Source organism: Flavobacterium sp. FlaQc-49, assembly GCF_044005985.1.
Taxonomy (GTDB): Bacteria; Bacteroidota; Bacteroidia; order Flavobacteriales; family Flavobacteriaceae; genus Flavobacterium; species Flavobacterium cupriresistens.
Genome location: NZ_JBIPCS010000010.1, coordinates 150,484 through 162,763 on the forward strand (window position 1 = coordinate 150,484; position 12,280 = coordinate 162,763).

Annotated in this window: 12 protein-coding genes and 1 tRNA gene; 2 read left to right on the forward strand and 11 right to left on the reverse strand. The window is 35.2% G+C overall.

What is annotated here, in order from left to right; all coding sequences use genetic code 11:
- Positions 1-294: 294 nt before the first annotated feature.
- The 6 genes from accC to pdxA form a co-directional block, all read right to left on the reverse strand.
- Positions 295-1,641, reverse strand: a complete 1,347-nt coding sequence (gene accC, locus ACHRV3_RS18505; RefSeq protein ID WP_047776826.1) for an acetyl-CoA carboxylase biotin carboxylase subunit — start codon at positions 1,639-1,641, stop codon at positions 295-297.
- An 85-nt stretch (positions 1,642-1,726) separates the two neighbouring features.
- On the reverse strand, positions 1,727-2,215 hold the full coding sequence (accB, locus tag ACHRV3_RS18510) for an acetyl-CoA carboxylase biotin carboxyl carrier protein (protein WP_047776824.1): 489 nt from the start codon (positions 2,213-2,215) through the stop codon (positions 1,727-1,729).
- A 23-nt stretch (positions 2,216-2,238) separates the two neighbouring features.
- Positions 2,239-3,237 carry a beta-ketoacyl-ACP synthase III gene (locus tag ACHRV3_RS18515; RefSeq protein WP_047776822.1) on the reverse strand — a complete coding sequence of 333 codons (999 nt, stop codon included), beginning with the start codon at positions 3,235-3,237 and terminating at the stop codon, positions 2,239-2,241.
- 172 nt (positions 3,238-3,409) lie between these two features.
- Positions 3,410-3,604 carry a 50S ribosomal protein L32 gene (gene rpmF / locus ACHRV3_RS18520; RefSeq protein WP_007137315.1) on the reverse strand — a complete coding sequence of 65 codons (195 nt, stop codon included), beginning with the start codon at positions 3,602-3,604 and terminating at the stop codon, positions 3,410-3,412.
- A gap of 9 nt (positions 3,605-3,613) precedes the next feature.
- On the reverse strand, positions 3,614-4,156 hold the full coding sequence (locus ACHRV3_RS18525; protein WP_047776821.1) for a DUF177 domain-containing protein: 543 nt from the start codon (positions 4,154-4,156) through the stop codon (positions 3,614-3,616).
- Between the two features lie 106 nt (positions 4,157-4,262).
- Positions 4,263-5,312 carry a 4-hydroxythreonine-4-phosphate dehydrogenase PdxA gene (gene pdxA, locus ACHRV3_RS18530; RefSeq protein ID WP_047776819.1) on the reverse strand — a complete coding sequence of 350 codons (1,050 nt, stop codon included), beginning with the start codon at positions 5,310-5,312 and terminating at the stop codon, positions 4,263-4,265.
- Positions 5,313-5,369: 57 nt separating this feature from the next.
- On the opposite strand from pdxA, the gene ACHRV3_RS18535 reads away from it, so the two are divergent.
- Positions 5,370-5,960, forward strand: coding sequence for a riboflavin synthase (locus ACHRV3_RS18535; protein WP_395435733.1), 591 nt, complete (start codon positions 5,370-5,372; stop codon positions 5,958-5,960).
- 36 nt (positions 5,961-5,996) lie between these two features.
- On the opposite strand, the gene ACHRV3_RS18540 is transcribed toward ACHRV3_RS18535, so the two are convergent.
- From ACHRV3_RS18540 to ACHRV3_RS18560, 5 genes are all read right to left on the reverse strand, one after another.
- The gene (locus ACHRV3_RS18540; protein ID WP_395435732.1) at positions 5,997-6,236 is read right to left on the reverse strand and encodes a hypothetical protein; all 240 of its coding nucleotides are present in this window, start codon (positions 6,234-6,236) and stop codon (positions 5,997-5,999) included.
- Between the two features lie 174 nt (positions 6,237-6,410).
- Positions 6,411-6,484 (reverse strand) — tRNA-Ile (locus tag ACHRV3_RS18545).
- Between the two features lie 148 nt (positions 6,485-6,632).
- Complete coding sequence (gene mce, locus ACHRV3_RS18550) at positions 6,633-7,037, reverse strand: methylmalonyl-CoA epimerase (protein ID WP_047776788.1); 405 nt, start codon at positions 7,035-7,037, stop codon at positions 6,633-6,635.
- A 31-nt stretch (positions 7,038-7,068) separates the two neighbouring features.
- Entirely contained in the window at positions 7,069-9,426 is a 2,358-nt protein-coding gene (locus tag ACHRV3_RS18555) for a hypothetical protein (RefSeq protein WP_395435731.1), read from the reverse strand.
- Positions 9,386-10,366, reverse strand: a complete 981-nt coding sequence (locus tag ACHRV3_RS18560; protein WP_395426450.1) for a hypothetical protein — start codon at positions 10,364-10,366, stop codon at positions 9,386-9,388. The genes ACHRV3_RS18555 and ACHRV3_RS18560 overlap by 41 nt, the downstream gene beginning before the upstream one ends.
- 194 nt (positions 10,367-10,560) lie before the next feature.
- On the opposite strand from ACHRV3_RS18560, the gene ACHRV3_RS18565 reads away from it, so the two are divergent.
- Complete coding sequence (locus tag ACHRV3_RS18565) at positions 10,561-12,252, forward strand: Ig-like domain-containing protein (RefSeq protein WP_395435730.1); 1,692 nt, start codon at positions 10,561-10,563, stop codon at positions 12,250-12,252.
- Positions 12,253-12,280: the final 28 nt, after the last annotated feature.

Here is a 12,280-nt window from a genome sequence, read left to right on the forward strand (position 1 = left end):
TAGTTATTTAATAGTTGTTATACGCTTTAGGATAATGAAATTATTATGCCGTAAGTACAAAACCAACTATCAAACGCCCTAAGCTCTTATTTTAAAAGGCTTTAAACAAAATACAACAAAACTCAAAAACAAACAAAACTGTATACTATTACGAAATAGTGTGTAAAAAGTATACACAAATAGTGTTTACTTAGCGAAAAACCAAACCGGTAAACCGGATCGTTTTTTTTAAACGGTAGTGATAAACTAACTATAGAAACAAAAAAAGGCTATCAAAATTGATAGCCTTTAAAATTATTCGATTGGATTCATTTTGAAAGTATCCATAAATGCAGTGGTATAATCTCCTGCAATATATCTTGGATCATCCATTAATTGTCTGTGGAAAGGTATTGTAGTTTTCACACCTTCAATAACGAACTCATCCAAAGCTCTTCGCATCTTGCTTATTGCTTCTTCACGAGATTGCGCTGTTGTAATTAACTTGGCAATCATCGAATCGTAATTAGGTGGAATACTATAACCAGAATAAACGTGTGTATCTAAACGTACACCGTGACCACCTGGCATATGAAGCGTAGTAATTTTTCCCGGTGAAGGGCGAAAATCGTTATACGGATCTTCAGCATTAATACGACATTCTATAGCGTGTAATTGTGGTAAATAGTTTTTTCCGGAAATTGGAATTCCTGCAGCCACCATAATTTGCTCACGAATCAAATCATAATCTATAACTTGTTCTGTGATCGGGTGCTCTACCTGAATACGGGTATTCATTTCCATAAAATAGAAATTTCTGTGTTTGTCAACCAAAAATTCTACTGTTCCTGCTCCTTCGTATTTAATAAACTCAGCAGCTTTTACAGCAGCTTCTCCCATAGCAGCACGCAATTCGTCTGTCATGAAAGGGGAAGGTGTTTCTTCAGTAAGTTTTTGGTGACGACGTTGTACCGAGCAATCTCTTTCAGAAAGGTGACATGCTTTTCCATAAGAATCTCCTACAACCTGAATTTCGATATGACGTGGTTCTTCAATAAGTTTCTCCATGTACATTCCGTCATTCCCAAAAGCAGCAGCAGCTTCCTGACGTGCGCTTTCCCAGGCTTTCAATAAGTCTTCTTCTTTCCAAACAGCACGCATTCCTTTTCCACCACCACCGGCAGTAGCTTTAAGCATTACCGGGTAACCAAATTCTTTAGCCAGTTCTTGTGTTTGTTCAAAAGATTCTAACAATCCGTCTGAACCTGGAACACAAGGTACTCCTGCTTCTTTCATAGTAGCTTTTGCAGAAGCTTTGTCTCCCATTCTGTCAATCATTTCAGGAGCGGCACCAATAAATTTGATTCCGTGTTCCTGGCAAATCTTAGAGAATTTAGCATTCTCAGAAAGAAAACCGTATCCCGGGTGTATTGCGTCTGCATTGGTAATCTCAGCAGCAGCAATAATATTTGACATTTTCAAATACGATAAGTTACTTGGAGGAGGTCCTATACAAACCGCTTCGTCAGCGAACTTAACATGTAGACTTTCTGCATCAGCTGTAGAGTAAACCGCTACAGTTTTGATTCCCATCTCTTTACATGTACGAATTACACGAAGTGCAATTTCTCCTCTATTCGCAATTAATATTTTTTTAAACATCTTACTTATATTAAAAATTACAAATTCCAATCTCCTAATTCCAACTCATTGGATTTTGTGATTTGTCTATTGGAATTTTTAAAAACTATGATGGATCAACTAAAAATAAAGGTTGGTCAAATTCTACAGGAGACATATCGTCAACAAGAATTTTTACAATTTTACCTGAAACTTCTGATTCGATTTCGTTGAATAATTTCATTGCTTCAATTACACAAAGAACATCACCTTTAGCGATAGTGCTTCCCACTTCAGTGAAAACGGCTTTATCCGGAGATGGTTTTCTATAAAACGTTCCAATAATTGGAGATTTTATAGTGATATACTTAGAATCTTCTGTTGCAGCTGGTGTATCAGTGTTAACATTTACAACAACCGGAGCTGTCTGCTGAGGAACTACTGCCTGTGGCAATGCAGTTTGAGCAGGTAATTGTTGCACATAAGTAGCTTCTGTTACATTTGTTTCCAAAGTTGTTCTGATCGTGATTTTCACATCATCCATTTCCAACTTAACTTCTGCAACTCCCGAATTTGCAACAAATTTGATTAGGTTTTGAATTTCTTTTAAATCCATAATGATTTGTTTTTAGTTTTAATTTATTTCTTATCGTAAGCCCATTTTAGGTAAATAGATCCCCAAGTGAATCCACCACCAAAAGCGGCAAAAATAATATTATCTCCTTTTTTTAATAAGTGTTCAAAGTCGTTTAGCACTAATGGTAAAGTTGCTGAAGTTGTATTACCATATCTTTCGATATTCATTAATACTTTAGAATCTTCAAGCTCCATTCTGTTTGCTGTCGCATCAATAATACGTTTGTTTGCCTGATGTGCTACTAACCAGCTTACATCCTCTCTAGTCAAATTGTTTCTTTTTAAGATCAATTCGCTGGCATCAGCCATATTAGTTACTGCGTATTTGAAAACGGTTTTCCCGTCCTGAAAAACATTGTGTAGTTTGTTTTGTACGGTCTCTGCTGTAGTAGGAATCAGAGAACCACCGGCAGCGATCTTAAGAAAATCACGTCCTACGCCATCACTGCGTAAATATTCGTCTTGTAAACCTAAGCCTTCATAATTTGGCTCAAATAAAACAGCTCCTGCGCCGTCTCCAAAAATAATACAAGTCGCTCTATCTGTATAATCTACAATTGATGACATTTTATCCGCACCAATCAATAATACTTTTTTATATCGTCCTGACTGAATATAAGCTGCAGCCGTAGACATTCCGTATAAAAAACTTGAACATGCTGCTTGCAAATCGTATGCAAAAGCATTTGTAGCTCCAATTTCTGTGGCAACAAAAACTCCTGTAGAAGCTACTGGCATATCTGCTGTAGCCGTTGCCATTATAACCATATCAATCTCTAACGGATCAATATTTGCTTTCGCTATTAAATCCTGTGCTGCTTTTATAGCAAGAAACGATGTTCCTTTGTCAGCATCTTTAAGAATCCTTCTTTCTTTTATCCCGGTACGAGTGGTAATCCATTCGTCATTGGTATCAACCATTGTTTCTAAAACTTTGTTCGAAAGTACAAAGTCAGGAACATAAGCTCCAACAGCGGTAATTGCGGCTGTGATTGTATTCATTATATTCTATTATTTCCTTCCAAATACTCCTATTTGAAAAATTTTTAAAAGACTTGAAAATTACAAAAAAAAACAAAGCGAATTTGTATCTATTTTCTTAAAAAAAGAAAATTATAACCAACAAAAAAAACTCCCACGATGTGAGAGTTCCAGTATTTTTTACAAAAACGTATTAAGCAACCGCTACAGATTTATCGATAACAACTTGCCCTCTGTAATACATTTTACCTTCATGCCAGTAAGCTCTGTGGTATAAATGTGCCTCTCCAGTGATAGGACATGTAGCGATCTGAGCTACAGTAGCTTTATAATGTGTTCTTCTCTTATCTCTTCTTGTTTTCGAGATTTTTCTCTTAGGATGTGCCATTTTACTATATTATTTATCCGTTAATAGTTTCTTTAATTTGTCCCAACGCGGGTCAATATCTTCTTCTTGTTTACTCTCTTCTTTTTGTTCTTTTACGGTTAATTCATTCAGTTTTGTTAAAGCTTCGGTTTGCAAACTTCCGTCTTTTACTCCTGGATGAACTCGTTTTAGCGGTACCGAAAGTGCAATCATCTCATAAATGTATTGTGCTACATCTATTTCATGCTCTCCATGCGGCAAGATCAACAACTCTTCATTATCGTTATTGAATTCATCTCCGAAGCGAACAATTAATTTCATTTTCCCTTTTATAGGCAAATCAAATTCTTCGCTTGTCAGATCACAAGGTACATTTATAGTTCCTTTGTGTTTGAAATCCAACTCCATCATGTTGCTTTTCTTATCTAAAACTAAAGCCACTTTGATATCCGAACTTTGAAATTCGTCGTAATCAAAGTTCTCAAAGAACGCGTTACTTATTTGATACTCAAAATGGTGTTTTCCTAATTTTAATCCTACGAAAGGAATTAAAAATTCTTTTGTTTTGCTCATTTCAACATCAATTTATCCAACCGGTATCTAAAACTCAGATACCTGAATTGGGGTGCAAAGATATAAAATTATTATAAAACTAATAATCTTATTCACCTTTTTTTGCTTATAACTGTTTTTCTTTTATTTTAAGAGGTTTTTGAGTAATCTCCTCATGCTGATTACGCGAGCGAAAAATATCAATCGCAAGGTAAACGGCCTCTTTAAATGAATTGTAATCTGCAACATCTTTTCCGGCAATATCATAAGCCGTACCGTGGTCCGGCGAGGTTCTTACCTTATTCAATCCTGCTGTATAATTAACCCCTTTACCGAACGAAAGCGTTTTAAAAGGAATAAGTCCCTGATCGTGATAGGTCGCTACAACAGCATCATATTTTTCATATTGACTGCTTCCAAAAAACCCATCTGCAGGAAATGGCCCAAAAACCATAGTTCCTTTATCGAATATTTTTTTCAAAACCGGCTTTAAAATCAAATCATCTTCTTTTCCGATCACTCCGCCATCACCACAATGAGGGTTCAACCCTAAAACTGCAATTTTTGGCTTCACAATACTAAAATCCTGAATTAAGGACTTTTTAATGGTTTCTATTTTTCTAGTGATCAATTCTTCTGTCAAATGAGACGAAACCTCATTCAACGGTACATGATCCGTTAGCAAACCAACTCTCAGATTATCCTGAACCATCATCATAAGGGCATTTCCTTCTAATTCTTGCTCTAAATAATCGGTATGTCCCGGAAATTTAAATTCTTCCGACTGAATGTTGTATTTATTAATAGGAGCTGTAACCAAAACATCAATTAATCCATCCTTTAGCGCCTTTGTAGCCGCAACAAAAGATTTTACGGCATACTCCCCTATTTTTACATCATTTGTTCCAAAATTGACATCTACACCTTCTCTCCAAAGATTAAAGACATTCACTTTTCCCGTCACTACCTGGTCTAATTTATCTATCCCATGAAACTGAATGGTAGAAGTCACACTTTTTTTAACAAAAGAAAGTATTTTGGCATTAGCAAAAATAACCGGCGTACAGAGTTCCAACATACGAGAATCTTCGAATGTTTTTAATATAACTTCGCTTCCAATACCGTTTAAATCTCCTATTGAAATTCCAACAATTATATTTTCTGCTTTTTTATTCATGTGCTCAGTTTATTTATTACTAATTTTGATGTGCAAATTTAGTAAAATAAAACAACAATGTTCACAGGAATTATAGAAACCCTAGGAAGAATTCACGAAATACAAAAAGACCAAAACAACCTTCATGTAACCGTTGAGTCTTCTATCACCACTGAATTAAAAATCGATCAAAGCGTTTCTCATAACGGCATTTGCCTAACTGTTGTCGCCATAAAAGACAACTGTTACACGGTAACCGCAATAGAAGAAACCATTCTAAAAACCAATATAGGTGACTGGAAAGCCAACGACATCGTAAATCTGGAAAGAGGAATGAAACTCGGAGATCGTCTGGACGGACATATTGTACAAGGCCACGTAGACCAGACCGGAACCTGCACCAACATACAAGGGGCAAACGGGAGCTGGAATTACACTTTCGAATATGATAAAAACCTCAGCAACATTACTATCGAGAAGGGATCCATAACCGTAAACGGAGTAAGTCTTACTGTTGTAAATTCGAAAACAAATGAATTTAGCGTCTCAATAATCCCGTACACTTATGAAAACACCAATTTTAAAAACTTCAAAATCGGAACAAAGATTAATTTGGAGTTTGATGTAGTAGGAAAATACATTTCAAGACTTTATTCGATAAACAAATAGCCTCTAAAACATGCTATATAAAAGAAAAGCTTCAATTTACATTGAAGCTTTTCTTTTATAACTATTTTTATATACAGTATGTGCTCCCAGAAACAAAGCACCTACAACTAAAATTATTAAATTCTGATCAATAGGCCCATCCGGTGGAGGCGGAGGCCCTGCAGCTGCCTTACTGGTCCTGGCCCTTGGTTCAGGAGGACCATCCTCAGCCATAACACTCGAAATACTAATCAAGGTCAAAACAAATACAAAAAAAACAGGCTTAGATATCTTCATAATTTTCAATACGCTGAAAAACAGCAGAGTACATTATTAAAATTATTTTTCTTATTATAATTCTCACAAAAACAAGTGTTTACGCTCAAAATTATTGGCAAATGTATAAGAATTTCATTTAAATGCAAGTTTTACAAATAAAAAAAGCTTCATAAAATTTATGAAGCTTTTCTGTGGTCCCACCTGGGCTCGAACCAGGGACCACCTGATTATGAGTCAGGTGCTCTAACCAGCTGAGCTATAGGACCGGTTTGAGGTTGCAATATTACTACTATTTTTCGTTCACTCCAAATATTTTAAGAGATGTTTTCTATTTAATTTGCAACTGCCACCCTTATTTCACGGAACACAATTGATTTTCAATGGCTTATTCAGGAATAAAAAAAACACATTTTTTTATCTTATTTCCTGACAAAGCTCCACCAAAACCCCATTTGTGTTTTTTGGATGCAGAAAAACTACTAATTTATTATCCGCTCCTCTTTTCGGTACCTCATTAATCAACACAAAACCTTCGTCTTTCAGTCGTGTTATTTCTGCGTGAATGTCTTCTACATCAAAAGCGATGTGATGAATCCCTTCTCCCTTTTTTTCTAAGAACTTCGCAATTGGACTTTCGGGATTTGTGGCCGTCAAAAGCTCAATTTTATTAACTCCTGTTTGAAAAAAAGAAGTCAAAACCCCTTCACTCTCTACCGATTCCATTTTGTATGACGGAACGCCCAGTAATTTCTCGAACAATACATTAGCATCCTCCATGTTTTTTACTGCAATTCCGATATGTTCTATTTTATTTACCATTTCTTTTACTATTATTTAAACCTGCTCCTTATTATTGATTCACATACGTATTAAAATAACCACATTCTGCAATCACATCCTGATAATACTTCGTATCCGAATACTCTTTCTTCAGTGTTTTAAATCCATTCCAGGCAATAAAATTAATCTTATCGTCCTCCACTTCCCACCAACTGTTTACCTTATTGTATTTGTTGTTGTAATATTCGTTTCGTTCACACTTGGAGATTAAATAGACACATTTTGCTTTTTGTTCTTTTGTTGTCGCGGCTTCAAAGGCTTTTTGGTAATACATTTTCGAAACAGTACAATCCGTGATCATTCCTTTCATTGCACTTCTAAAAGAATAAGGACTCGAGCCGTAGCCTACAATATTGATTTCGTAAAAACTCCTTCCGTTCCCAAAATGAGTGATATTGTAAAAAGCATTCCCAAGTAACAAACTATTGGTATAAACATCTTCTTTCTGAGCCAGTTTATCCTGCATGGTTTTTATGGTATTCAGGAATTCAAGCTGAGAATATTTCTTCTTTTGATAAGCCACATGATCACAATCATGACAATCTTTTATGTTTCCATTAAACGGATTTCCTGAAAAGGTACGATACTGCACCGAGTCCGTTTGTTGCATAAAAGCAATTGCCTCCGGAATTTTATTCTTAAAAGTGGCCTGAACAGCCTGAAAATTATTAATATCTTTTAATTTAAAGCCATAAATCCCAGCCCCAATTTTCTCTATTTCCGTTTTATTGGATTTAGACAAAAATGCCTTCATATCCAACATCTCTTTTTCGTTATCATAAAAAGCATTACCCGAATTCCAATAACCGTAAGAAGAAGTACCGAAAAGTTCCGCCATTACAGGATTTGCTTTTGCTTTGTAAAGCGCTGCCAAATAATTTTTACTCCATAACACTGCATTCTCATAACGGAACTCTTGTCCCTTGTATGTTTTTGGAAGCTCCTGATACAACCAATTCAAATCAGCCAGAATCGTTCTCTCATTTTGATCTGTCAATTTATCAATTTTACTCAGCGCATTCACAAAACGCAACAACCTCAACTGATATCCTGCCAGTTCTGTCTTCGGAAGTGTTTTTGCCGCTTTGTCAAAATTCTTATCCGCACCGGCAAAATCTCCTTTTAAAGTTTGCAAATAGCCCAGCGCAATATCCCACAAATAAGGCTTCTCCGTATTCCCTGCCGCTGCAATCTTTGCTGTTAAATCAAAAGCAGTTTGATCCATTTTAGCATAATTCTCTACCCTGTTCTCTGCAACCGTTTGCAATTTGGCCGGAACATTATCCCCTATATTTTGTTGAAACGAATAATTTATTTTTCCCTCCTCTATATTAATCAATCGTGTCAGTAAATAATTCAGATGTTCGCTTTTTGAATCTAATGCGTAAATCTTTTCAATAGCCTGTTTTTCATCTTTATAATAGCCGTGAATTGCCCAAAGTGCCGCTTTTTCTTTGTTATTTTTAGCCATCGCTAAAGATTTATTCCAATCAGCAACATTCTGCGGATGAAAACAATAAGCCGTAACCACTCGCAACTCCGGACATTTATCAAAAACCTGCGCATACAGATAATTTGAAACCGCATATTTTTTTTGCTGATAATTTATTCCCGCAACATACGAAAGAGCCCTATAATACAAGGTATTTTTAGAAACTGAAGCTTCAGTTTTATTAAAAAACTGAATTGCTTTTTGCTTGTCATTACTATAAAATCGTGCTTTCACAGTAAGAAACCAATACCTGTTTTTCAGAAACGGATCTGAAGTCATATTGTAAACATTTTCAATTGACTGAATCATCTTCTTGTCATTGAATGTTTTAGCCACAACAGGGTCATAACTCCAATAATCCTCGCCGATAGAAACCGTTTCGATCTTTTGTGCCAAATACAAAAATTCAATAAAACTTTTGATTTTAACCTCTTTCAGACTTACTACTTTTCCCCATTTCAGCGAAGTCTTATTCTCTTTTTTTGTTTTATAAAAAACATGAAGCTGCTCAATTTCAACTTTATTCTTTAACGGTTTATTTCGATCTTCATATGCCCTTTCTTCATCAGGACCTATCAGAAAATAACGCACTGTCGCAGCATCCGCCTTTCCCTTTAAAAAATTCTCCCAATCGAGTTTAATATTGTCATTAAACCTCGAATTGTGCTCGGTATCAGAACCGATTCCATAAAAGAAATCTCCCGACAAAAAAAGCGGCGCATAGGACTTATCTGCAAACGTCTCCGGTGTAAAATTCGAATTATAACCAAAATAATCCCAATCGTCTCCGCCTCCACAGGCATAAATTATTCCGTATGCAAAAAGCAAAGAGGCACTAGAAACAAGAAACAACTTGCTCAAAAATATTCTTTTCATAGTTTTTTAAATTGAATTCGTCTAAATCGTAAAATATAATTTCTTTTGGCGCTTGTGCCGTACTTTCACCCAACTCCTTCGCCATTTGTTTCAAATCTTCGGGAGTAATGGCCTCGATTTTCAGCAGGTCATTTTCTTCATAAAAAACTCCATTTTTATAGTTTGATTGTTTTACTTTGAAAAAAAAGGCGCTTGTTTGCACAAAATTCTCATCCTTTTGAAGTTCACTAAAACTCAATTTAGAACGCAAACCAATCACTTTTTGATTTCTAATATGAACTCCCCACGAATATATAGGTAAAGCAAAATCGAGATGCAACGGATATTTTTTCAAACTCTTAAGATATCGCGCTGCAATTTTCTGATCGTAAATAGAATTTAACGAATCGGGCGCAATGGATCCCATATTGTAATACATCAAAACACCGGAATCGACATTTGGAATTTTGGTCTTTTTGAAGTACTTAACCTGATGCAAGCGAATCGTTGCCGAAAGTTTTTTCTGTGAAAGCTTTTTAAAACGCTCCACAAATTTCAAATAATTATCCTTGCTGTTTAGGGACCAATCACAGTCAATTTGGACTTCCCGGAAGGCAATTTTATTTACAGCACTGATCTCCTCTACTAATTGAACTGCTTTTTTAGCCAGGTTTTCAACATCTAAATTAGATTGCAACATGACTTTATTTTGAATAAAAATCACCGGAACAACATTAAAATTAGAAACATTTTCCTGAAACCGTATCGGACTAATCGGAATTGGCTCCTTTGTCTGAGGTTGTAAACCAATATCAAAATAGCGGATATAAAGCTTCGTTACCTTATTTTCTTCCAGAATCTCTTTTTCGGTTTCAGACAATTTGAAGATTGTTTTCCAATAATAAAAGGCAATTGCCGGCTTATCATTTTTACTGCAGGAGAAGAGTAAAAAAACCAACATACCCCAAAAAACTTTTTTTATCAAAACTTGGAAAAATTACATTTAATGTCAAAAATAAGAAATTATATCAAATCCATTATTTGAAAGCATAAAAAAGCAGCGGAAACAAAAGCCTGAAATCCTAATAAATGGATAAAAAATTTCAATTAAAGCAAATATAATCGTTATTTTGTGCAATCAAATTTAAAAACGTTATGTTGAAAAACAACTTCAGATATATTTCACTTTTATTAGTCTTTTTAATGTTGAGTTGCGCCAAAAGAGGCAGTATAACGGGCGGATTAAAAGACACCCTGGCTCCCGTTTTAAAATACAGCTCACCGAAAAATTTCACGACTAATTTTACAGGAAAGGAAATCACCCTGACTTTTGACGAATACATAAAACTTAAAAACGTCAACAAACAGCTGATTATCTCGCCACCAATGAAACAAGAGCCGATAATCACACCCTCTAATGCCAGTAAATTTATAAACATAAAATTTAGAGACACTTTACAACCTAATACCACGTACAGTTTAAATTTCGGACAGAGTATAACAGACAATAACGAAGGAAATCCATACAACCAGCTGAAGTACGTTTTTTCTACGGGCAGTTATATCGATTCGCTTTCTATTAACGGAACAATCAAAGATGCCTACGAGAAAAACGTTGACAATTTTGTTTCTGTCATGCTTTACGAAGTCAACGATACTTTTAAAGACTCTGTAATTTACAAGCAAAATCCGAGATACATCACGAACACACTGGACAGTTTAAGAACTTTTAAATTAGAAAATCTAAAAGCCGGAAAATATCTTTTGGTAGCCTTAAAAGACAAGGGGAACAACAACAAATTCAACCCTAAAGAAGATAAAATCGGGTTTCTGAAAAATTACATTACAATACCAAACGATACTGTTTTTGAACTGGAATTATTCAAAGAAACCGTTCCGTTAAAAGCCTTAAAACCGATACAGGCTTCCGGAAACAGACTGTACCTCCCTTACGACGGAAAACAGAATTTCAAAAACAAAAAGCCAAAAATTGTACTTAAAAACAAGTCCGAAATTCTGGAGACGATTGTAACACAGTTTCCTAAAAAGGATTCTTTACAGGTGTGGTACAAACCCATAAAAACCGACTCCTTATCGATGGAGATTGAAAGAGAAAATTACAAGAAGAAATTCACTTTTAAAATCAAAGACCAGAAAAAAGACACCTTAAACATAAAGGCGGTACAAAGCGGAACAATCAACTTCATAGAGCGATTTATCTTAGAAACAGAAACTCCCTTGGTAAAATTTGACAAATCTAAAATCAAATTAATCAACAAGGATTCTGTCGCAGTTGATTTTACTACGGAATACGATGAATTCGATCAGAAACTCTATGTAGATTTCAAGAGAGAACCCCTGGAAAAGTACAATTTTACCTTTTTCCCGGGAGCTTTGACCGATTTTTACGAAAAAACGAACGATACTTTATCGTATAAATTAACCACAAAAGAATACGAAGATTACGCCAATCTTAAATTGAATTTACAAAATGTAAAGCGTTTTCCGATTATTGTAGAATTGATAAACAAAAAAGGAGATAAGATCATCGCGACGGAATATTCTGAAAGCAAAACCAATTTTGAGTTTAATCACATAGAGCCCGATTCATTTACTATTCGTGTAATATATGATGACAATAAAAATAAAATATACGACACCGGAAACTATCTGGAAAAACAATACCCTGAAGAAATCAATTATCTACAGGAAGCTTTTGACGTGAGAAGCAACTGGGATTGGTCACAGGATTTTGACTTAAGCATTCAGTACAATCCTGAACTGGAGAAAAAAGTCGACGATAAAAAGAAAAAAGAAGAAGCAAAAAAGAAAAAGACCGCCTTCTAAGTTTTAGTTCAATAAAAGTATTCGATCA

Bases quoted from the DNA above. Each gene is read 5' to 3' on its own strand.
- ACHRV3_RS18525 (WP_047776821.1), bottom strand. From the start codon at position 4,156: ATGAGCAAAACAAAAGAATTTTTAATTCCTTTCGTAGGATTAAAATTA.
- mce (WP_047776788.1), bottom strand. From the start codon at position 7,037: ATGGTAAATAAAATAGAACATATCGGAATTGCAGTAAAAAACATGGAG.
- ACHRV3_RS18560 (WP_395426450.1), bottom strand. From the start codon at position 10,366: ATGTTGGTTTTTTTACTCTTCTCCTGCAGTAAAAATGATAAGCCGGCA.
- ACHRV3_RS18555 (WP_395435731.1), bottom strand. From the start codon at position 9,426: ATGAAAAGAATATTTTTGAGCAAGTTGTTTCTTGTTTCTAGTGCCTCT.
- accB (WP_047776824.1), bottom strand. From the start codon at position 2,215: ATGGATTTAAAAGAAATTCAAAACCTAATCAAATTTGTTGCAAATTCG.
- accC (WP_047776826.1), bottom strand. From the start codon at position 1,641: ATGTTTAAAAAAATATTAATTGCGAATAGAGGAGAAATTGCACTTCGT.
- ACHRV3_RS18515 (WP_047776822.1), bottom strand. From the start codon at position 3,237: ATGAATACAATCACAGCCGCAATTACCGCTGTTGGAGCTTATGTTCCT.
- ACHRV3_RS18535 (WP_395435733.1), top strand. From the start codon at position 5,370: ATGTTCACAGGAATTATAGAAACCCTAGGAAGAATTCACGAAATACAA.
- ACHRV3_RS18540 (WP_395435732.1), bottom strand. From the start codon at position 6,236: ATGAAGATATCTAAGCCTGTTTTTTTTGTATTTGTTTTGACCTTGATT.
- rpmF (WP_007137315.1), bottom strand. From the start codon at position 3,604: ATGGCACATCCTAAGAGAAAAATCTCGAAAACAAGAAGAGATAAGAGA.
- pdxA (WP_047776819.1), bottom strand. From the start codon at position 5,312: ATGAATAAAAAAGCAGAAAATATAATTGTTGGAATTTCAATAGGAGAT.
- ACHRV3_RS18565 (WP_395435730.1), top strand. From the start codon at position 10,561: ATGTTGAAAAACAACTTCAGATATATTTCACTTTTATTAGTCTTTTTA.